The sequence below is a fragment of the Bradyrhizobium sp. LCT2 genome (assembly GCF_009931255.1).
GTDB classification, from domain to species: domain Bacteria; phylum Pseudomonadota; class Alphaproteobacteria; order Rhizobiales; family Xanthobacteraceae; genus Bradyrhizobium; species Bradyrhizobium diazoefficiens.
Window position 1 is genome coordinate 7,950,659 of sequence record NZ_CP034432.1, and the last position, 19,999, is coordinate 7,970,657.

At 66.9% G+C, this 19,999-nt stretch carries 18 protein-coding genes; 8 read left to right on the forward strand and 10 right to left on the reverse strand.

Features of this window, described 5'->3' with window-relative positions; genetic code table 11:
- The first annotated feature begins 116 nt into the window (after positions 1-116).
- Positions 117-983, forward strand: coding sequence for a S1C family serine protease (locus EI171_RS37540; protein ID WP_161536271.1), 867 nt, complete (start codon positions 117-119; stop codon positions 981-983).
- Positions 980-1,351 carry a response regulator transcription factor gene (locus tag EI171_RS37545; RefSeq protein WP_161536272.1) on the forward strand — a complete coding sequence of 124 codons (372 nt, stop codon included), beginning with the start codon at positions 980-982 and terminating at the stop codon, positions 1,349-1,351. The genes EI171_RS37540 and EI171_RS37545 overlap by 4 nt, the downstream gene beginning before the upstream one ends.
- A gap of 10 nt (positions 1,352-1,361) precedes the next feature.
- Here EI171_RS37545 and EI171_RS37550 read toward each other — a convergent pair whose 3' ends face one another.
- The 5 genes from EI171_RS37550 to EI171_RS37570 all read right to left on the reverse strand — a co-directional run bounded on the left by EI171_RS37550 (position 1,362) and on the right by EI171_RS37570 (position 7,724).
- Positions 1,362-2,603, reverse strand: a complete 1,242-nt coding sequence (locus EI171_RS37550; RefSeq protein ID WP_246740343.1) for an amidohydrolase family protein — start codon at positions 2,601-2,603, stop codon at positions 1,362-1,364.
- Between the two features lie 29 nt (positions 2,604-2,632).
- Entirely contained in the window at positions 2,633-3,724 is a 1,092-nt protein-coding gene (locus tag EI171_RS37555) for a HAMP domain-containing sensor histidine kinase (RefSeq protein WP_161536274.1), read from the reverse strand.
- A complete protein-coding gene (locus EI171_RS37560; protein WP_011090013.1) occupies positions 3,711-4,403 on the reverse strand; it encodes a response regulator transcription factor in 693 nt (230 codons plus the stop codon). The genes EI171_RS37555 and EI171_RS37560 overlap by 14 nt, the downstream gene beginning before the upstream one ends.
- A 100-nt stretch (positions 4,404-4,503) precedes the next feature.
- Complete coding sequence (locus tag EI171_RS37565; protein ID WP_161536275.1) at positions 4,504-5,049, reverse strand: hypothetical protein; 546 nt, start codon at positions 5,047-5,049, stop codon at positions 4,504-4,506.
- A gap of 338 nt (positions 5,050-5,387) precedes the next feature.
- Positions 5,388-7,724 (reverse strand): Tex family protein, encoded by a 2,337-nt coding sequence (locus EI171_RS37570; RefSeq protein WP_161536276.1) that lies wholly within the window; start codon positions 7,722-7,724, stop codon positions 5,388-5,390.
- Between the two features lie 297 nt (positions 7,725-8,021).
- Here EI171_RS37570 and EI171_RS37575 point away from each other — a divergent pair, with 297 nt between their 5' ends.
- Positions 8,022-9,134 carry a ring-opening amidohydrolase gene (locus EI171_RS37575; RefSeq protein WP_161536277.1) on the forward strand — a complete coding sequence of 371 codons (1,113 nt, stop codon included), beginning with the start codon at positions 8,022-8,024 and terminating at the stop codon, positions 9,132-9,134.
- A gap of 127 nt (positions 9,135-9,261) precedes the next feature.
- On the forward strand, positions 9,262-10,731 hold the full coding sequence (locus EI171_RS37580) for an amidase (protein WP_028172915.1): 1,470 nt from the start codon (positions 9,262-9,264) through the stop codon (positions 10,729-10,731).
- A 39-nt stretch (positions 10,732-10,770) separates the two neighbouring features.
- Here the strand turns inward: EI171_RS37580 and EI171_RS37585 are convergent, their stop codons facing one another.
- On the reverse strand, positions 10,771-11,088 hold the full coding sequence (locus EI171_RS37585) for a hypothetical protein (RefSeq protein WP_028172914.1): 318 nt from the start codon (positions 11,086-11,088) through the stop codon (positions 10,771-10,773).
- Positions 11,089-11,235: 147 nt separating this feature from the next.
- Here EI171_RS37585 and EI171_RS37590 point away from each other — a divergent pair, with 147 nt between their 5' ends.
- Both EI171_RS37590 and EI171_RS37595 read left to right on the forward strand, forming a co-directional pair.
- Complete coding sequence (locus EI171_RS37590) at positions 11,236-12,159, forward strand: PaaI family thioesterase (protein ID WP_011090019.1); 924 nt, start codon at positions 11,236-11,238, stop codon at positions 12,157-12,159.
- 68 nt (positions 12,160-12,227) lie between these two features.
- Positions 12,228-12,593 carry a hypothetical protein gene (locus EI171_RS37595; RefSeq protein ID WP_028172912.1) on the forward strand — a complete coding sequence of 122 codons (366 nt, stop codon included), beginning with the start codon at positions 12,228-12,230 and terminating at the stop codon, positions 12,591-12,593.
- Here the strand turns inward: EI171_RS37595 and poxB are convergent.
- From poxB to EI171_RS37610, 3 genes are all read right to left on the reverse strand, one after another.
- Entirely contained in the window at positions 12,590-14,326 is a 1,737-nt protein-coding gene (gene poxB / locus EI171_RS37600) for a ubiquinone-dependent pyruvate dehydrogenase (RefSeq protein ID WP_161536278.1), read from the reverse strand. The two genes, EI171_RS37595 and poxB, sit on opposite strands and share 4 nt — an antisense overlap.
- Positions 14,327-14,406: 80 nt before the next feature.
- Positions 14,407-15,039, reverse strand: coding sequence for a 2-dehydro-3-deoxy-6-phosphogalactonate aldolase (locus EI171_RS37605; RefSeq protein WP_161536279.1), 633 nt, complete (start codon positions 15,037-15,039; stop codon positions 14,407-14,409).
- Between the two features lie 15 nt (positions 15,040-15,054).
- A complete protein-coding gene (locus EI171_RS37610) occupies positions 15,055-15,969 on the reverse strand; it encodes a 2-dehydro-3-deoxygalactonokinase (RefSeq protein ID WP_161536280.1) in 915 nt (304 codons plus the stop codon).
- Between the two features lie 216 nt (positions 15,970-16,185).
- On the opposite strand from EI171_RS37610, the gene EI171_RS37615 reads away from it, so the two are divergent.
- Together EI171_RS37615 and EI171_RS37620 are read left to right on the forward strand one after the other, a co-directional pair.
- Positions 16,186-17,283, forward strand: a complete 1,098-nt coding sequence (locus EI171_RS37615) for an LLM class flavin-dependent oxidoreductase (RefSeq protein ID WP_161536281.1) — start codon at positions 16,186-16,188, stop codon at positions 17,281-17,283.
- A gap of 57 nt (positions 17,284-17,340) precedes the next feature.
- The gene (locus EI171_RS37620) at positions 17,341-17,895 is read left to right on the forward strand and encodes a flavin reductase family protein (RefSeq protein WP_028172907.1); all 555 of its coding nucleotides are present in this window, start codon (positions 17,341-17,343) and stop codon (positions 17,893-17,895) included.
- Positions 17,896-18,078: 183 nt separating this feature from the next.
- On the opposite strand, the gene EI171_RS37625 is transcribed toward EI171_RS37620, so the two are convergent.
- Positions 18,079-19,947 carry a sigma-54-dependent Fis family transcriptional regulator gene (locus EI171_RS37625; RefSeq protein ID WP_161536282.1) on the reverse strand — a complete coding sequence of 623 codons (1,869 nt, stop codon included), beginning with the start codon at positions 19,945-19,947 and terminating at the stop codon, positions 18,079-18,081.
- Positions 19,948-19,999: the final 52 nt, after the last annotated feature.

The following is a 19,999-nucleotide window of genomic DNA, read 5'->3' on the forward strand; positions in this document are numbered from 1 at the left end:
GTGAACGGCTCCCAATCACATGTTCGTCGGCCGGCGCCGCCACTGTCCTGGCCACCCGGCCAGTTTCGCTACCGCGCGCGACATCCCAGATTGGGGACAACTTACAGGAGACCGCCATGACCGCCCCAACTCCACTGTCCTCACTGTCGTCCGCGCTCGCGGATGTCGTGGCGCGCACCGCGCCCTCCATCGTCTCCGTGCACTCGCATCGCTCCCGCGCAACCGGCTTCGTCTGGAAGCCCGGCCTGATCGTCACCGCCGACGAGGCGTTGGCCGACGAGGGCGAGGTCGAGATCGGCCTCCCCGACGGCAGCCGGGTGGCCGCCACGATCGCCGGCCGCGACCACACCACCGACATCGCGCTGCTGCGCACCGAGGCCGGCGTCGCGCCGGTCAAGCTCGCCGCGACGGTCCCGCCCCTCGGCGCGTTGTCGGTTGTCGTGGCCACCAACCGTGATACGCCGAGCGCCGCGCTCGGGATGGTATCGGCGTCCGGCAAGAGCTGGCGCTCCTTGCGCGGCGGCGACATCGATGCACGGATCGAGCTCGACGTTCGCCTGCGTCCCGGCCAGGAAGGCGGCCTTGCGCTCGATGCGACCGGTGAAGCCTTCGGCATGGCCGTGCTCGGACCAAGGCGCGTGCTGGTGATCCCGACGGCGACGATCGAGCGCATCGCGCCGCAACTCGAGGCGCGCGGCCGCATCGCGCGCGGATATCTCGGGCTCGGACTCCAGCCGGTGCGGCTCGAGGACGGCATCGGCGCCATGGTGATGAATGTCGACAAGGCCGGACCTTCGGCGGCGGCCGGCATCCGCCAGGGCGATGTGATCGTGGCGGTCAACGACCAGAAACTCTCCGGCGTGCGCGCGCTGTCGAGAACGCTGGGACCTGCGAGCGTCGGCGCTGTGGTCGATGTCGCGGTGCGCCGCGGCGGCGAGCCGATCAGCTTCAAGGTCACGGTCGGCGAGAGGCCGGAGGCGTGAGCGAGGAGAAGCTACCGGAGATCGTGCTGTCCCTGGAGGTCGACGATCCCGCCCTCGCCGATCGCCTGGCGGCGCTGCTCGGCAATGTCGCCGGGCTGCGCCTTGCCGCGCCCGGCGAGCAGGCCGCCGCGACCGTCGTCGCCCGCGATCCGCGCGGCATGCCCGAGGACATCGCCCTGACGCAGCGCGAGCTCGACGTGCTGGCGCTGATGGCCGAGGGCGGCTCCAACAAGATGATCGCGCGTCAGCTCGGCATCTCCGTGCACACCGTGAAATTCCATGTCGGCTCGCTGCTCGACAAGCTGGATGCCACCGGCCGCACCGATGCGGTGGCACATGCCGCGCGCCGCGGCGTGATCGAGCTCTGAGCGGCGCGGTTCAATCGCCGATCGCGGTCTGCGCCAGCTCGCGCATGCGGTCGGTATCGACGACGCGGCCATGGCTGATCACGATGCTGGGCGGGCTGTGGAAGCGCAGCGCCTCGGTGACGTCGGCCTGTTCGAGCACGACCAGATTGGCTGCGCAGCCGAGCCCGAGGCCATAGCGCTCGAGGTTGATCGCCGTCGCCGCGCGCGTGGTGATCATGTCGTAGAGCGTCTCGAACTCGCTTTTCTTCGTCATCCACAACAGATGCGAGGCGAGGAACGCCACCTCCAGCATGTTGTTGCGCCCGAGCGGATAATAGGCGTCCGAAATGTCGTCCTGGCCGAGGCAGACATTGATGCCGGCACCGAGCAATTCCTTCACCCGCGCGTGCAGCGGGCCGTTGTGCGGATTGCTGACGACGCTGACACGGGCCTTTCCGAGCAGCACCTTCAGCTCGCGGAGATAGTTCTCGGGATAGAGCGCCATCGCCCGGCAATGATGGGCGAGCGCCCGGCCCTCGACGCCGCGCGCGATCACCGCGCGCGCCATCATGTCGAGCGTGCGCATGTTGGCGTCGCCGACGTCGTCCAGCAGCATCGAGGTTTCGGCGCCGTGCTCGGCCGCGAGGTCGAAGCAGAACGCGACATGGCGGCGCATGTCCTCTTCGTCGGCTTCGATCCAGGGAATCCCGCCGACGACGTCGGCCCCGAGCGCCATCGCCTTGCGCATCAGGCCCTCTGCGCCGGGCTCGCGAAACAGGCCGTCCTGCGGGAATGCCACGACCTGGATGTCGACGATGCCGCGAAACTCCTCGCGGATCGCGAGCAGCGCCTTGACGCCCTCCAGCCGGGCCTTGGTGTCGACGTCGGCGAAGGCGCGGATGTGGAGGTTGCCGTGGAGCGCGGCGAGCGCCACCGCGCGCCGTGCGTTCGGGACGATCCAGGACGCGTCGTAATTTCTCTTCACCGCTGCGGCGAGATCGACCGCCTTCGCCGCCTCGCTCATGCCGCCGCCCTGATAGGCCTCTAGCGCCGCCTCCGACATCATCGGCAGGGTCCAGACCTTGCAGAGGTGCAGGTGCGGATTGACAAAGGCCGGCGTCACCAGGCCGCCCTTGGCATCGACAAAGGCCTGTGCACCGGGATCGACCCGGTTGCCGATCGCGGTGATCACGCCATCGGTGATCGCAATGTCGACGATCTCGCGGCCGCGCGTGCGGGCATTGGTGATGACGAGGTCTGGCAGGCGGGACATTGCAGGACTTCCACTCGGTACGCGTGCAATCATGCAAGTTGGGTGCCGGGCTGCGCAGGCAGCGGAAACCGGAGCTGGACCGTCAGGCCCGGCGCATTGTCATGCAGCGCAATCTCGGCACCATGAAGGCGCGCAACCGCGGCGACGAGGCTGAGGCCGAGGCCGTTGCCCGGCGTGTAGCGGCTCTGTTCGAGCCGGTAGAACCGCTTGAAGACGTGGTCGCGCGCCTCGGTCGGAATGCCCGGACCGTCGTCGGCGATCGCGATCACCGCGCCGCCATCGGCGCTGCGGCAAGTCACCGTCACCTGCCCGCCCTTGCGGCCGTGCTTGATCGCGTTGTCGACGAGATTGGCGACGGCGTCGAACAAGAGGTCGCGGTCGCCCGTGATCGCGACCTCGCGGTCGCCGCCGAGGCTGAGACGCGTCGCAACCTGCTCGGCGGCAGCGTCGTAGAGCTCGACGACCTCGCCGGCGATCTCGGCGAGATCAAGCGCGCGAAAGGCGCTCCTGCGGGCGCGGGTCTCGATCTCCGAGATCCGGGTGATGGAGGCGAACATGCCGAGCACGGCATCGAGATCGGCGATGGTGTCGCCGATCAGCGTGGCATCCGCCTCGCTGTTGCGCGGGGTGTGATAGGCCTTCTCCAGCCGGCCGCGCATGCGCGTCAGCGGCGTGCGCAGATCGTGGGCGACGTTGTCGCTGACCTGCTTGACCTCGCCCATCAGCGTCTCGATGCGGTCGAGCATCTGGTTGAGGTTTTCGGCGACGCGGTCCCACTCGTCGTGGCTGCCGCGCAGGGGAATGCGGCGGTCGAGACCGGACAGCATGATGGCACGGCTGGTGGTGTTGATCTCCTCGATCCGCCCCACCGTGCGCCGGGTCACCAGCACGGCTGCGAGCCCGGCGAGCACCAGGAGCAGCACCGCGACCGCGACCATGGCGAGTTCGATCGTGCCGGTGAAGCCGTCGCGATCGCCGGCGGAGCCGAGCCGGCTCTCCACATAGGCGAGCGTACCGAAATAGACGTAGGCCATGATCGCCGCGACGATCAGCCCGAATGCCGCGATCGCGATCAGCGCCAGACGGAAGGTCGAGGAGCGGAGGGTCTTAGCCAGGAGCACGGAGACAATATCCGATGCCGCGGATGGTGTGGATCAGCGGATAGGCCTGGGCGTCGTCGACCTTGCGGCGGACGCGCCCGACATAAACGTCGATGATGTTGGTCGAGGGATCGAAATGCAGGTCCCAGACGTGCTGGAGCAGCATCGCACGCGAGACGACGCGGCCCTCGTTGCGGACGAGATATTCGAGCAGCTGAAACTCGCGCGGCAGCAGCGGAATCTTGCGGCCGCGGCGGCTGGCGTTGCGCGCGATCAGGTCGATGGCGAGGTCGCCGACGCGCAGCAGCGTCTCCTTGGCGATGGTCTCGCTGCGGCGGCCGAGGGCCTCGAGCCGCGCAAGCAGCTCGACGAAGGAGAACGGCTTGACGAGATAGTCGTCCCCGCCGGCGCGCAGGCCACGCACGCGGTCGTCGACCTCGCCGAGCGCGGAGATGATCAGGAAGGGCGCCGCGATGCCGTCGTCGCGCAATTGGCGCATCACGGTGATGCCGTCGATGTCGGGCAGCATGCGGTCGATGGTGATCACGGCATAGTCGCGGGCGGCGCCGTGGCTCAGGGCTTCGCGCCCCGTGGCGGCGAGATCGACCTCATAGCCAGAGGTCGTCAACTCTTCGACGAGCTGGCCTGCGGTTTCCGGATCGTCCTCGACGACCAGGATGCGGCGGTGACCTCCGGTCATGCAAAACTCCGCGCGACGATCGCCACCAGACTATCCCGTTCCGGGGCTGAGCGGAACCGCCCGATGGCGATCGCGACAATGGTGCGGTACGGCGATGCGACTACCAATAGTCTCCGCACACATTGACCCATTGCCACCCATAGGGCGTCCAGCTCCTGCGCCAGCAACCGTCGTCGTAGTAATTGGCGTAGTAGAAGGGCGCGCCAACGAAGGCGAACCGGTGGAAGCGATGATGGCGGAAGAAGAATGCATGGCGGCCGATGAAGGGCCTGCCGTGCCAGCCCGTGCCGGCGAAACGCGGCCCGAAGGCGGCGCGGGTCGCGAGCGGCGCACCGGCAAAGCGCGGCCCGATCGCAGCGTGGGCGGTCATCGGCGAGCCGGCGAAGTGGGCGCCACCGAAACGAGCACCGCCCATGCCGCCGACATGCATCCCGCCAAAGCCACCGGCGTGCATGCCGCCGCCGAAATGTCCTCCGCCGCCAAAGCCGCCATGTCCTCCGCCGCCGAAGCCGCCGTGTCCTCCGCCGCCGAAACCACCACCGTGGCCGCCGCCCCCACCTCCACCTCGGGCGAGAACGGGCGAAGCGACCGCCAGCGTTGCAGCCATGGCCGCCGCGACGATGCCGGTGAGAAGCCTGCTGTTCATCTGAATATCCTCCTTGTCGCGGCGACGGTCGCGCCGCTCAAGGGGAACAGATGAGGAAAATGCGCCCTCACCTTCAACTTACAAATGCGCCAGATTCTGACGCGGGTGTTAGGGAGGCCCAACTCTCCCGCTCCCTCGCCCCGTTCTTACGGGGAGGGTGGGGTGAGGGCTATCTCCAAGAATGCGATGCGGACTGTTGGCCAAGCTTTCGTCGCGCACTCACATCGGAGTCGGATGGGCCGCCATCTTGGCAACATAGTGCGCTGCGCCTCACCCGGAATCCGCGCTGCGCGCGAATTCCGACCTCTCCCCGCAGAAGAGCGGGGAGAGGTTGGAGATCACACGCGCTTGCCGCCGCTCTTCTCGGCGGCGCGGCGCAGGGCTTCGGCGAGGGCGCCGCCGCCGGAGGATTCCTGCTTGCGCGGCGCCGACGAGGTCATGCGGGCCGCATTGCGCGAACCATTGTCGCGCTGCATGCCGGGGGCGTCCTTCTTGGCGCCGACCTCGTCGTCGAGCCGCAGCGTCAGCGAGATGCGCTTGCGGGCGACCTCGAAGTCCAGCACCTTCACCTTGACGATGTCGCCGGGCTTCACCACCTCGCGCGGGTCCTTGATGAAGGTCTTCGACATCGCCGAGATGTGCACGAGGCCGTCCTGGTGGACGCCGATGTCGACGAAAGCGCCGAAGGCGGCGACGTTGGTCACGGTACCCTCGAGGATCATGCCCTTCTGGAGGTGCTTGATCTCCTCGACACCCTCCTTGAACACGGCGGCCTTGAACGCCGGACGGGGGTCGCGGCCGGGCTTTTCGAGCTCGCGCAGGATGTCGGTGACGGTCGGCAGACCGAAGGTCTCGTCGACGAAATCCTTCGGCTTCAGCGTGCGCACGATCTCGCTGCTGCCGATCAGCGCCTTGATGTCGCTCTTGGTGGCCGCGAGAATCCGGCGCACCACCGGATAGGCTTCCGGATGCACGCCGGACGCATCGAGCGGATCCTCACCGCCGAGAATGCGCAAAAAGCCCGCGCACTGCTCAAACGCCTTCGGCCCGAGGCGCGGCACGTCCTTGAGCGACTTGCGCGACCTGAACGGGCCGTTGGCGTCACGATGTGCCACGATGCTCTGCGCAAGGCCCGAGCCCACGCCCGACACGCGGGCGAGCAGCGGCGCCGAGGCGGTGTTGACGTCGACGCCGACGGCGTTCACGCAATCTTCGACCACGGCATCGAGCGACTTGGCGAGCTTGGCCTGGCCGAGGTCGTGCTGATACTGGCCGACGCCGATCGCCTTCGGCTCGATCTTGACGAGCTCGGCAAGCGGATCCTGGAGGCGCCGCGCGATCGAGACCGCGCCGCGCAGGGTGACGTCGAGACCGGGCAGTTCCTCCGAGGCGAAGGCCGAGGCCGAATAGACCGACGCGCCGGCTTCCGACACCACGATCTTGTTCATCTTCAGCTCGGCCAGGCCCTTGACGAGATCGCCTGCGAGCTTGTCGGTCTCGCGCGAGGCCGTGCCGTTGCCGATCGCGATCAGCTCGACACGGTGCTTCAGGGCAAGCTTGCCGAGGATTGCGAGCGACTCGTTCCACTGCCGCTGCGGCTCGTGCGGATAGATCACGGCGGTATCGACGACCTTGCCGGTCGCGTCGGTGACGGCGACCTTGACGCCGGTCCGGTAGCCGGGATCGAGCCCCATGGTGACGCGGGTGCCGGCGGGCGCGGCCAGCAGCAGGTCGCGCAAATTGGACGCGAACACGCGCACGGCCTCGGTCTCGGCCGCGTTCCACAGCCGCATGCGCAGGTCGATGTTGAGATGCACCTGGATCTTGGTGCGCCAGGCCCAGCGCACCGTGTCGATCAGCCAGCGGTCGCCAGCGCGCTTGAGGTCGGCGATGCCGAACCGCTTCATGATCTTCAATTCGTAGGCGCTGGGCACGCCCGGCGGCGGCGCCTCGGCTTCGGCCTGAATCTGCAGGTCGAGGATTTCTTCCTTCTCGCCGCGGAACATCGCCAGGATGCGGTGCGACGGCAGCCTGGTCAGCGGCTCGGAGAATTCAAAATAGTCGGCGAACTTTTCGCCCTCGGTCTTCTTGCCATCGCGCACCTTGGAGGCCATGCGCGCATTGGTCCACATCTCCTCGCGCAGCGCGCCGATCAAATCGGCGTCTTCGTCAAATCGCTCGACCAGGATGGCGCGGGCGCCGTCGAGTGCGGCGGCGGCGTCAGCCACGCCCTTCTCGGCGTTGATGAAGCTTTCCGCCACGACCTTGGGATCGTTGCCGGGCTCCGCCATCAGCTGATTGGCGAGCGGCTCGAGGCCGGCTTCCTTGGCGATCTCAGCCTTGGTGCGGCGCTTCGGCTTGAACGGCAGATAGATGTCTTCCAGGCGCGCCTTGCTGTCGGCGGCCATAATCGTGGCTTCGAGGGCGGCATCGAGCTTGCCCTGCTCGCGGATCGATTCGAGGATCGCCTTGCGGCGGTCTTCGAGTTCGCGCAGGTAGCCCAGGCGCTCCTCCAGGGTGCGCAATTGCGCGTCGTCGAGCGCACCGGTCGCTTCCTTGCGGTAGCGGGCGATGAAGGGAACCGTGGCGCCGCCGTCGAGCAGCGTCACCGCTGCCTCGACCTGCTCGGCCCGAACCCCAAGCTCCTGCGCAATTTTCTGGTTGATATTTGCCACGCGAGAATCCCTCTCTCCAAGCACGCGACGCAAACCGAAATCCGGTCGCGGGACGCCGCTTATGGACCAACCCAGGTTGATTCATCAAGGTGCAGCGCGCAACCGTCGACAGACGATTTTTTTGTTGAACCGATGCGATCTCGCCACAATCGTGGGGATGCGGCGGGCGCGGTTGGTATGAAGACTCTATGCTCTTGTCGTCCTGGCGAAAGCCAGGACGACGACGGGGATTGACAGCCGCCTCCGTTCCACGGCTGTTTGCACCGCCGGACCACCGAACTCCACACGAGGACTGCAATGCGGACGACATCGGTCGGCGTCTTCAAGATCGTCACCAAGGGCCCCGGTGACGTCTCCGGCCTCATGGCCATGATCGGCTCCGGCGCGATCGATCCCAAATCGATCCTCGCCATCCTCGGCAAGACCGAAGGCAATGGCGGCGTCAACGACTTTACCCGGGAATATGCCGTCGCCGCGCTGTGCACGGCGCTGGCGCCACAGCTCGGCTTGTCCCCCGAGGAGGTCGAGCAGCGCATCGCTTTCGTGATGTCCGGCGGCACCGAAGGCGTGCTCAGCCCGCATATCACGGTGTTCACGCGCCGCGAGGTCGAGCGGCGGCCGGCGGGCTTGTCGGGCAAGCGCCTGAGCATCGGCATGGCGCACACGCGGGACTTCCTGCCGGAGGAGCTCGGACGCGCCGCGCAGATCGCAGAGACGGCCGCGGCCGTGAAGGCCGCGATGGCGGACGCCGGGGTCGCCGACCCCGCCGACGTCCATTTCGTGCAGATCAAGTGCCCGCTGCTCACCAGCGATCGCGTCGAGGCCGCAAGCGCACGCGGCAACAAGACGGCGACAACCAGCGCCTACGGTTCGATGGCCTATTCGCGCGGCGCCTCCGCGCTCGGCGTTGCGGTCGCGCTCGGCGAGACCGGCTCGGACATCAGCGACGGGGACGTGCTGCGCCGCTACGATCTGTTCTCGAAGGTGGCATCCACCTCGGCCGGAATCGAGCTGATGCACAACGTCGTCATCGTGCTCGGAAATTCGGCGGCATCGGCCAGCGAATTCGAGATCGGCCACGCCGTGATGAACGATGCGATCGACGCCGCCGCTGTGACGTCGGCGCTGAAGAGTGTCGGGCTTGGCGTCGCGCCGCAAGCGGAAGCCGGGCGCGAGCTCGTCAACATCTTCGCCAAGGCGGAGGCCTCGCCCGATGGCAGCGTGCGCGGCTTTCGCCACACCATGCTGGAGGACACCGACATCAGCTCGACGCGCCACGCCCGCGCCGCGGTCGGCGGCCTGATCGCGGGTCTTGCCGGCACCGGCGCAGTCTACGTGTCCGGCGGCGCCGAGCATCAGGGCCCGGCGGGCGGCGGGCCGGTTGCGGTGATCGCGCGACTATCGGATTGAGACGGCCGGCCTCCCCGGTCGTGCGACCTCTCCGCCCCATGCAACCCTGCCCTTCGCGCCGGCTCAGTTGATTCACGCAGGGTCCATGCGAAAGGAAGGACCGCCGCATCTAGAGGATTTGAATTTCATGACTTTGCCGATGAGCTGGAACGAGTGGGCGCAGCACGATGGCGTGGGGCTGGCGGCGCGCGTCCGCAAGGGCGAGCTGACGCCGAAGGAATTGGCCCGCCAGGCCGCTGCTGCCGTCGCCAAGGTCAATCCGGCGCTGTCGGGCGTGGTCGAGCTGTTCGAGGACGTGATCGCCGATCCGGCCAAGGACGGCGCCAACCTCGCCGGCCCGTTCGCCGGCCTGCCCTTCCTGATGAAGGATCTCGGGCCGACCATGAAGGGCCGGCTCCAGGAGATGGGTTCGCTGCTGATGCGCGGCAATCGCGCGAGCGCCGACACCTTCCTGACCGGTAAATTCCGCCAGGCCGGACTGAACCTGATCGGGCGCACCACGACACCGGAATTCGGCGTCTGCAGCTCGGCCGACAATCCGGCCGTCTACGTCACGCGCAATCCCTGGAACACCGACTACACCACCTGCGGCTCGTCGGCAGGCAGCGCCGCGATGGTTGCCGCCGGCGTGGTGCCGATCGCGCATGCGACCGACGGCGGCGGCTCGATCCGCATTCCCGCCGGCGTCAACGGTAATATCGGGCTGAAGGTCTCGCGCGGCGTGTTCTCGCTGGCCCCGCACATGTCCGACCTCACCGGGCTCGTCTCGATCCAGGGCTGCCAGTCGCGCTCGGTGCGCGACACCGCCGCCTTCGTCGATCACGCGCGCGGGCCTGCGCCCGGCGAGTTCATGCCGTTCTGGACCACGGCGCAGCCCTATTCCGAGATGATCAAGCGCGATCCCGGCAAGCTTCGCATCGCGCTGTCGCACACATGGGGCGATTACACCGCGACGCCGGAGATCGCCGCCGAGCTGGAGAAGACCGGCCGCTTCCTCGAAGGCCTCGGGCACCATGTCGACTACGCACTGCCCGAGCTCGACTTCCGTGCGGCGTTCGAGGCGCAGACGATGTGCTACATCTCGAATTTTGCGGTGGTGATCTCGAACATGCTGGCCGCGCGCGGGCTGGACAAGCCGCCGGAAGACCTCATCGAGCCGATGAACATCAGGATCTGGGAAGCCGGCCGGCACACCAGCTTCGCCGAGCGGGCGAAGATGCAAGGCGTGTTCAACACGACGTCACGCGGTTTCGGCGCGTTCTTCGAGCAGTGGGACGTCATCCTGACGCCGATCACGGCGCTGCCGACGCCGAAAGTCGGCACCAGGGAATATCTGACCATCTCCGACAATCCTGACGTGCTCGACTGGTTCGGCAACCTCTGGCGCTTTTTCGCCTTCACGCCGCTCGCCAATCTCTGCGGCATGCCGGCGATCTCGATGCCGATGGCAACCCAGGACCACGACCTGCCGCTCGGCATCCAGGCGATCGCCAAGCAGGCCAATGACGGCCTGCTCCTGCAATTCGCCGCCCAGATCGAGCGCGCGCTCGACGGCAAGTGGAACGGCGGCAGAAAGCCGAAGGTGCATGTGAGCTGAGGAGCTGCGGTCGCAATGACATGCGATCGCGCTGCCGCCTCAGTTCTTCATCGCCGGGATCTCCTCCGTCGGCTGCTGCTGCCCCTGCTTGTACATCGCGAGCGCCTTGTCGAGCGCTTCGCGCAAGGCCAGCGCGGCGGCCACGCTGCAACGCAGGTGCGCGGTCTGGACCACTTCGACCCTGACCGCGGCTCCGACCGGCATCAAGAGGTTCGCGGCGAGCTCGACCTGGATCGCGCCGTTGTGATGGCCGAAGCAGGACGCGCCGTCGAAATAGATGATCGGCGCCCGCTCGGAGCTCGAGCTCGAAATGGTGACGGGCCCCTGATTGGTGCCGGGTGTTTCGGGGTCGGCCATAAGCGCTCCTTGCGGCTAGTCGAACGAACGAAGCGCTCACCATCGGCGCTTCGGACCGCCCTGTCGAGGCCCAACCGACCGCGGGCCTACCGTGCGACCCGCATTCGGGGTTTTGCGCGGCGCCCGGCACTGGTCTAGAACATCGCCATGTCCAGCTCATCGACGTCCGGCCTACCTGCCACGCTCCCGTTCGAGGAACTGGCCGAGGCCATCAAGGGCCGCCGCTCCGACTACGGCCATATCAGCGGGCTCCAGCTCGACCGCTTCGCACCCGCCGAGGCCTGGTCCAGCCTGCCCTACCGTCCCGTCTTCGTCGGCGACACCGAGACCGGGGTGCTGCATGGCGGCGTCGTCACCGCGATGCTGGACGAGAGCTGCGGCATGGCCGTGCAGCTCGCGCTCGACGGCACGCGCGCGATCGCAACCCTCGACCTGCGTATCGACTATCAGAAGCCGGCGACGCCGGGCCTCGACATCAAGGCGCATTCGGTCTGCTACCGCACCACGCGCTCGATCGCCTTCGTACGCTCCACCGCGTATCAGGAGTCCGAGGACGATCCGGTCGCAACCGCAACGGCCTGCTTCATGATCGGCGCCAACCGCACCAACATGCTCGCCGACCGCAGGATGGATTCGCGCAGCATCCCGACCCTGGAGGCGCCGGAGGATCCGGATGGCCCGTTCGCCCGCAGCCCGTTCGCGCGCTGCCTCGGCATCCGCGTCAACGACGACGGCACCCTGACCATGCCGTTCTCGCCGAAGATCATCGGCAATCCGATCCTGCCCGCGATCCATGGCGGCATGACCGGCGCCTTCCTCGAGACCACGGCGATCATCGGGGTCGCACGCGAGCTCGGCGCCGCCGCGCCGCCCAAGCCGATCGGGCTGACCATCAACTACTTGCGCTCCGGCCGCGCGCTCGACAGCTTTGCCAATGTCTCGATCGTCAAGCAGGGCCGGCGCATCGTCGCCTTCGAGGCGCGCGCCTGGCAGGACGATGCGGACAAGCCGATCGCCACTGCCTTCGGCCATTTCATGCTGCGGCCGACGCCTGGAAACGACGAGGAATAGGCCTATTTTACTTGACGGCGGGGGCCTGGAACCACAACGATAGCGCGTTCCCCGTGAGAGGTATTGGGTTGCGGCATCCGATCGACATCATCGCCATGTTCGCCGCCATGTGGCTGCTGGCGTCGATGGTGCTCGACGCGGTGACGCCGAAGGAGCTGACCGCGGTGCTGATCGCCATCGCGATCGGGCCTGCCGTGGTCATCACCGCCGTGTTCTACTATCTGCGCTGCCCGCGCACGGATTTCGCGGTGATGTTCGCAGCGCTGTGGCTGATCTCGGACATCGCCATCGCCTTCATCTCGCCGAAGGAGCTGCCGCATTTCCTGATCGTGCTCGGCTTCGTGCCGGCCCTGCTGATCGGCAGCGTACTGCACTGGCAGCGCTTCCAGCGCCGCCACGAGCGGTTGCATGTGCCGTCGGCGAAGCGCAGCTAACGCGGCAGCAGGTTCGTCTTCGCAAGATCGAGCACCTCGTCGCCGCGGCCGTTCATCACCGCGCGCAAGACCCAGAGGCTGAAACCCTTGATCTGCTCGCTCGTGATGGTCGGCGGCATCGACAGCTCCTGCTTGGCGGTGACGACGTCGAGCAGCGCGGGCCCGTTGTGGGCCAGCATCTCCTTCACCGCGCCCGGAAGCTCACCGGGGTCCTCGACGCGTTTGGCAAAAATGCCCATCGCGCGCGCCATCGCCGCGAAATCAGGGTTTTGCAGGTCGACATTGGTGTCGACGAAGCCGGCGGCCTTCATCTCCAGCGCAACGAAGCCGAGCACGCCGTTGTTGAAGACGACGACCTTCACCGGCAGCTTCATCTGCGTCAGCGTGATCAGATCGCCCATCAGCATCGTGAAGCCCCCGTCGCCCGACAGCGAGATCACCTGGCGGCCGGGCTGCGAGGCCTGCGCCCCGATCGCCTGCGGCATCGCATTGGCCATCGAGCCGTGCACGAAGGAGCCGATCAGCCGGCGGCGACCGTTCATCTCGAGATAGCGCGCCGCCCACACCGTGGGTGTGCCGACATCGGCGGTGAACACGGCATCCTCGGACGCATGGTCGCTGACGACCTTGGCGAGATATTGCGGATGGATCGGCTTGCTGCCGGGGGTGCCCCTGGCGAGCGAGTCCAGCCCCTCGCGCGCCTTCTTGTAATGCGCGACGGCATCGTCGAGATGCTTGCGCTGGGTCTTGGTCTTCAGCAGCGGCAGCAGCGCCTCGATGGTCAGCTTGACGTCGCCGATGAGGCCGAGGTCGATCTTGCAGCGTCGGCCGAGATTTTCCGGGCGGATGTCGATCTGCGCGATCTGGCAACCGGTCGGGAAGAACTGCTTGTAGGGGAAATCGGTGCCGAGCATCATCAGCGCGTCGCAGGCGTGCATGGCGGCATAGCCCGAGGAGAAGCCGATGAACCCGGTCATGCCGACATCGTAGGGATTTTCGTATTCGACGTGCTCCTTGCCGCCGAGCGCATGCACGATCGGGCTCTTCAAGGCCTCCGCAAGCTGCATCAACGGCGCATGCGCGCCGGCGCAGCCACGGCCGCAGAACAGGGTGATGCGCTCGGCGCCGTTTAGGAGGTCCGCGAGCGCCTTCAGCTCATCGGCCTCAGGCACGACTTTCGGCGCCGACAGCGCGAGCCCCCGCGCCGTCGACAGCGCGCGCCTCGGCGGATCGCGGAACGCGACGTCGCCGGGCATGGCGATGACGGCGACGCCGCGCAGGCCCACGGCCGCACGAATGGCGTTCTCGATCACGAAAGGCAGCTGGCTCGCATCCGAGACCAGCTCGCAATAATGGCTGCATTCCCGGAACAGGTTTTGGGGATGGGTTTCCTGAAAGTAGCCGCCGCCGATTTCGGCCGACGGAATCTGCGCCGCGATCGCCAGCACGGGGACGCGGCTGCGATGCGCGTCGAACAGGCCGTTGATCAGATGCAGATTGCCCGGACCGCAGGAACCTGCGCAGACCGCAAGGCTTCCGGTCATCTCGGCTTCGCCGGCGGCTGCGAACGCCGCAACCTCCTCATGCCGGACGTGGATCCATTCGATGGTGCCGCGACGCCGCAGCGCCTCGGTAAAAGCATTCAGGCTGTCGCCGACGATGCCGTAGATTCGCTTGACGCCGGCCTGTTCGAGCGTTGCCACGAACAGATCGGCCACGTTGTTGATCGCCATGTCGGTCTCCTGATCTCGCTGATTCAGCAAGATAGGATAAAGCGCGGCCGTGACGGGATCACGGCTGGTTTATTGCAGCTTCAGTCTTTCACAATCGCCCGATCGTAGGCCGCGATCGTCTGCTTTGCGCGCGCTGCGACATCGGCCGCCGACATGCCGGGCTTGTAGAGGCTGGAGCCAAGCCCGAATGCGGTGACGCCGCCCTTGATATACTCCGCAAAATTCTGGTCGGAGACACCGCCGACGGCAGCGATCATCACGCCGGCCGGCAGCACCGCGCGAATCGCGGCGATACCGGATGCGCCGAGCACGCTTGCCGGAAAGAATTTCAGGCCCGATGCGCCAGAGCGCGCGGCAAGCAGCGCCTCGGTCGGCGAGAACACCCCCGGCAACGTCACCATGGCGTATTGATGCGCACGCGCGAGCACCTGCGTATCCACATTCGGCGAGACCATCAGCTTGCCGCCGACGTCATTGAGACGATCGACATCTGCGGTGGCTAGCACGGTGCCGGCGCCGATCAGCACGCCGGCCGGCGCGAGCTTCACGGCGGTGGTGATGGAGCGGAACGGATCGGGCGAATTCAGCGGAATTTCGATCGCGGTCATGCCGGCCTCGATCAGCACACTGACGATGGACTCGGCCTCCTCCGGCTTGACGCCGCGCAGGATCGCGACGAGCGGACGCTTCATCGACGGAAAGGGAACACTCATCTCAGGAAATCCTTCTTAACTCGTCCAGATCGCCGCGGCCGCCATCGACAGGCCGTGGCGAACGGCGTCGTCCGCATCGACCAGCCGCGGGGTCACCGACAGCGCATCGAAAGCCAGCTGATACAGCGTCGCCAGCCGCCCTGACGCAACCAACGTGATGCCGGTTTTGGGCACATTGCCAGAGAGACCCGCCGCCAGCTCGGTGCCGATCAACGTGCCCGACAGCGTCTCGCGCGCGGCGGCCGGCGTGCCGCCGAACAGCAACTGCCGCGACCGCGCACCGAAGAGCAGGTTGGCGGCGAACGCCGGCGCCTCGAACGCGGGTTTCACCGCCGCCTTGAAGCTTGCAACATCCTCGGCGTCATCGGCGCCTGCGACCGCGAGTGACAGAATCGTCTCGCGCGAGATCACACTGAACAGCTCGCCGGTCATGAAGGTGGAGAAATGCTCGACCGTGCCGTCCTTCACCCGCACCCATTTCGAATGCGTGCCGGGCATGCAGACCAGCGCTTCGCCGGCGGCCTTAAGGCCGAGCGCGCCGAGCAACTGCGTCTCCTCGCCGCGCATCACGTCCGGCGCGCCTGCGTCGCGCTGCGCGATGCCGGGCAGGATGCGGATGTCGCGCGCCTCGCCCGGCACCCGCACGGCCTGCTTCAGGATGGAGGTGAGCGGTGCCGGCGTGTCGACATAGCCGGCCTCGACCCAGCCGGTTTTGGCGCCGGCCATACCGCAGACGAGAACGGGCAGATGATCCGGTGCTTCGACGGCGGAAAGATGCGATTGCAGCACGCCGGCAAATCCGGTCTTGGCCGCGGCCAGCATGCCCTCGCCACTGCGGCGTTCGGCCAGGACCTGGCCGGCCCGATCGACCAGCCACAGGCGGAAGCTGCTGGTGCCCCAGTCCACCGCGACATAGGCGGGTTCGCTCATCTCGGTTCTCGTCCTCGTCTCACCGGCAAGACGCCGTCTCGCGACAATGAGACGGCGGCTGGCAAATTCGCCCCGGGATATCGGCTATTGCCGCCGCAAACCAGCGTTTTATCGCAGGTCTGAGACGCTGCCGCGCTGGCACACCGCTTGCTCATGCATCCCCACTCACATCCGTGAACCGCGCACCAAGACGCGTCAATTGTAGAGAGGAAACCCATGGAGATCGGCTATTTCACGATGCCTTCGCACCCGCCGGAGTGCGGCCTGAAGGAAGGAAACGACTGGGACCTGCAAGTCATGCGCTGGCTCGACGAGCTCGGCTATCAAGAGGCCTGGGTCGGCGAGCACCACACTGCGCCCTGGGAACCCAATCCCACGCCGGATCTCCTGATCGCGCAGGCCTTGATGCAGACCAAGCGCTTGCGCATCGGGCCGGGCGGCTTCCTGCTGCCCTATCACCATCCGGCCGAGCTCGCCAACCGCGTCGCGATGCTCGACCATCTGTCCGAGGGACGGCTCAATTTCGGCGTCGCGGCTAGCGGCCTGCCGAGCGACTGGGCGATGTTCAACGTCGACGGCATGAGCGGGCAGAACCGCGACATGACCCGCGAAGCGCTGGAGATCATCCTGAAGATGTGGACCGATCCCGCGCCCTGGACCTACAAGGGCAAATTCTGGACGGTGACCAAGCCGGACACGATGTTCGACTTCCTCAAGCCTCACATCAAGCCGTTGCAGGCGCCGCATCCGCCAATCGGCGTTGCCGGTCTGTCGAAGAACTCGGACACGCTGAAGCTCGCCGGCGAACGCGGCTTCATCCCGATGAGCCTCAACCTCAACCCGGCCTATGTCGGCAGCCATTGGGACTCGGTCGAGATTGGCGCGGCCAAGACCGGGCGCAAGCCGAACCGGCAGGACTGGCGGCTGGTGCGCGAGGTCTTCGTTGCCGACACCGACGAAGAGGCCTGGAAACTCTCCACCGGCGACATGATGGGCCGGATGATGCACGAGTACTTCTTGCCCCTGCTCGGCCATTTCGGCTTCAAGGACTATTTGAAGCACGCGCCCGACGTGCCCGACAGCGACGTCACCGTCGAATATTGCGCCAAGCGGAACTGGATCGTCGGCTCGCCCGCGACCGTCGCCGAGAAGATCGAGAAGATCTACGACGAGGTCGGCGGCTTCGGCGTGCTGCTGGTGTTCGGCTTCGACTACAAGCACAAGGCAGAGGCCTGGCACCACTCGCTCTCGTTGCTCAGCAGCGAGGTGATGCCGCGCCTGAAGCATCTCGGCTCCGCGAAGAAGGCGGCTTGACCCGACGCGGATGCGGCGCGATCGTGCCGCATCCGCACCCGTTTCGGAGATCTCCGCGTGAGCGTGGACGCAAAGGATTTCAAGCAGGCGATGCGCCAATGCGCCGGTGCCGTCGCGCTGGTCACGGTCGGTGCCGAGCACGGCAAGCGCACCGGGCTCACGGTCACCTCGGCCTGCTCACTGTCGGACAATCCACCGTCGCTGATCGTCTGCGTCAACCGCAACGCCAGCGCACATACGCGGATCCGCGAGGAAGGCGCCTTCGCGATCAACTTCTTGCACGAGGACCACGCGCTGCTGGCACTCACCTTCAGCGGCCAGAAGGGCGTCAACGGTGACGACCGCTTTGCGTTCGGGCAGTGGACGCGCGGAGCCACCGGCGCACCCGTGCTGACCGACGCGGTGGCCGCGTTCGATTGCGAGCTGGCGCAGGAATTCGAAACGAAGACGCATTCGATCTTCGTCGGCGAAGTCCGCGGGGTGTCGCATTCCGACGGGGCCGCCCCGCTGGTCTATCTGCGCAGCAGCTTCCACGTACCTCACGAAATCCGCGGCACCGTTACAGTCGGCGATCTCGATTCAAGGCATCTGAGCTGGACGGATTTTTCGTAAGGGCGGCGGCGGTGCGCTCACTCGCCCCGCTTGTGGGGAGAGGGGGAGTCTCTCCGAGGATGGTGACAGTTGGACTCGCGGAGAGTCCCCTCACCCGCCGCGCTTCGCGCGTCGGCCTCTCCCCGCACGCGGGGAGAGGCGAAAGCCCGCGGCTCGCTCCTCGTTCATCTCCAACCGAAAGCACTACTGCGCGGTCTCGATCTTCAGGTGCTTGATCTTGCGATACAGCGTCGCGCGGCTGAGCTTCAGCGCACGCGCCGCCTCGGTCACACGACCGCCATGCTTGCGCAGCGCCTCGACGATCGTCGCGCGCTCGGCCGCCGCGAGGTCCGGCTCCGCCGCACGGCCGCCGAACAGCGGCAGATCGAGATCGGCATCGGTGACGACACCGTTCTCCGCCGTGCAGCCGGCAAGCCGCAGCACATGGCGGAGCTGGCGCATGTTGCCGGGATACGGATAGGCCGACAGCAGCGCCCAGGCCTCGTCCGAGAGGCGGCAATTCGGCGCTTCCTCGCGCGCGATCTGGCGAATGATGTCGTCGCGGTCGGCGCGCTCGCGCAAGCTCGGCAGCTTCACCTCCATGCCTCGGAGACGAAAATAGAGATCGGCGCGGAAGGCGCCCTCCTCCGCCATGCGGCCGAGATCGCGATGGGTGGCGCTGATCAGGCGGATGTCGACCGGCACCGGCTTGAGCGCGCCGAGCGGCCAGACCTCGCGGTTTTCCAGCACGCGCAAGAGACGCGTCTGCAGCGCGATCGGCATGTCGCCGATCTCGTCGAGGAACAGCGTGCCGCCGTCGGCCTGCACGATCAGGCCCTTTGAGCCCTCGCGCCGCGCGCCGGTGAAGGCACCGGCCTCGTAACCGAACAGCTCGGCGTCGATCAGGCTCTCCGGCATCGCCGCGCAGTTCAGCGCGACATAATGGTTGCGGGCACGGTTGCTCGCCGCGTGAATGGCGCGGGCGAACACGTCCTTGCCGACGCCGGTCTCGCCATGCAGCAGCACCGGCAGATTGTGATCGCCGATGCTTCGGAGCCGCTTCACGCTTTTGATCAGGCCAGGATCGCGGCCGGCGAGGCGGCTCAGAGCATCGAAGCGATCGACAGGCGCATCGCGGCGCGGAGCGTGTGGACCCGTGAAGGATTTGGCGCGCAGCGGCGGGGCGACATGGCCCTCGCCCAACGGACTGCCGTCGGCGCGGCGCAGCTCGACAACATCGTCCGCACTGCGCGCGGCGTGGTGATCGAACTTGACGTAACGCGACAGATCGATGCCCGATGCGATCATGCCGTCGGTGAGGCCGAGCAGCGCACGCGCGGAACGGCAGGCGCCGACGATGCGGCGGTCGTCGTCATAGGCGATGAGGCCACTGCCGCCGTCACCCGGCACCGTCGCGATCCAGGCGTTGCGGAAATGGCCGCGGAAGATCGCACCCTCCATCCGCCGCGTCGCCTCCATCGTCACCGCGAGCGCGAGCTGATGCGCGGCGCGCTCGAGATCCTCGCGGCAGGAGGTGATGTTGATGGCGCCGGCGAGCCGGCCGGCCTGGTCGAACAGCGGCGCCACGGCGCAGGAGAACATGTGCCACTGTGCGCGAAAATGCTCATCGCGATGCACCAGGATCGGCTTCTGCTCGGCCAGCGCGGTGCCGAGCCCGTTGGTGCCCTCGAAAGTCTCGGCGAAATTCGAGCCGGTGTAGATCTTCCAGTCCAGAAACATCTTCGCATCGGCTTCGCCCGGAAGCCGGCTGAACAGCATGGTCGCGTTCACATCGGCCAGATTCACACAGTAGCCGGCGTCGCGCAGCACGCGGGCGAGGTCGTCGAGCTCGGGCGTTGCGAGCCGGATCGTCTCCTCCATCGGCTCGGCGACATGCCGGATCTCGGCCTCGGTGAGTGTTTGCGGCGGGCCCTGACGGGCGGGATCGAGCTTGTGGCTGATCAGGCAGCGCCGCCACGAATTGGCGATCCGCGAAGAGGCATCGACGTCGGCCACATGATTGGCGACGGACAAGACACGGGCGACATGGTTCGAGGCCGAAAGGCTGGCCATCGCGGACGTCTCCACCCTGTATTATTGTGCAAAGTCTGGCAGCACGGGCGGG

Excerpts from the sequence above, each read along its gene's own strand:
- EI171_RS37565 (WP_161536275.1), bottom strand. The coding sequence starts at position 5,049 with ATGAACAGCAGGCTTCTCACCGGCATCGTCGCGGCGGCCATGGCTGCA.
- EI171_RS37585 (WP_028172914.1), bottom strand. The coding sequence starts at position 11,088 with ATGGCCGACCCCGAAACACCCGGCACCAATCAGGGGCCCGTCACCATT.
- EI171_RS37575 (WP_161536277.1), top strand. The coding sequence starts at position 8,022 with ATGCGGACGACATCGGTCGGCGTCTTCAAGATCGTCACCAAGGGCCCC.
- EI171_RS37615 (WP_161536281.1), top strand. The coding sequence starts at position 16,186 with ATGGAGATCGGCTATTTCACGATGCCTTCGCACCCGCCGGAGTGCGGC.
- EI171_RS37560 (WP_011090013.1), bottom strand. The coding sequence starts at position 4,403 with ATGACCGGAGGTCACCGCCGCATCCTGGTCGTCGAGGACGATCCGGAA.
- EI171_RS37550 (WP_246740343.1), bottom strand. The coding sequence starts at position 2,603 with ATGTCCCGCCTGCCAGACCTCGTCATCACCAATGCCCGCACGCGCGGC.
- EI171_RS37540 (WP_161536271.1), top strand. The coding sequence starts at position 117 with ATGACCGCCCCAACTCCACTGTCCTCACTGTCGTCCGCGCTCGCGGAT.
- EI171_RS37610 (WP_161536280.1), bottom strand. The coding sequence starts at position 15,969 with ATGAGCGAACCCGCCTATGTCGCGGTGGACTGGGGCACCAGCAGCTTC.
- EI171_RS37605 (WP_161536279.1), bottom strand. The coding sequence starts at position 15,039 with ATGAGTGTTCCCTTTCCGTCGATGAAGCGTCCGCTCGTCGCGATCCTG.
- EI171_RS37590 (WP_011090019.1), top strand. The coding sequence starts at position 11,236 with ATGTCCAGCTCATCGACGTCCGGCCTACCTGCCACGCTCCCGTTCGAG.
- EI171_RS37625 (WP_161536282.1), bottom strand. The coding sequence starts at position 19,947 with ATGGCCAGCCTTTCGGCCTCGAACCATGTCGCCCGTGTCTTGTCCGTC.
- EI171_RS37580 (WP_028172915.1), top strand. The coding sequence starts at position 9,262 with ATGACTTTGCCGATGAGCTGGAACGAGTGGGCGCAGCACGATGGCGTG.
- poxB (WP_161536278.1), bottom strand. The coding sequence starts at position 14,326 with ATGGCGATCAACAACGTGGCCGATCTGTTCGTGGCAACGCTCGAACAG.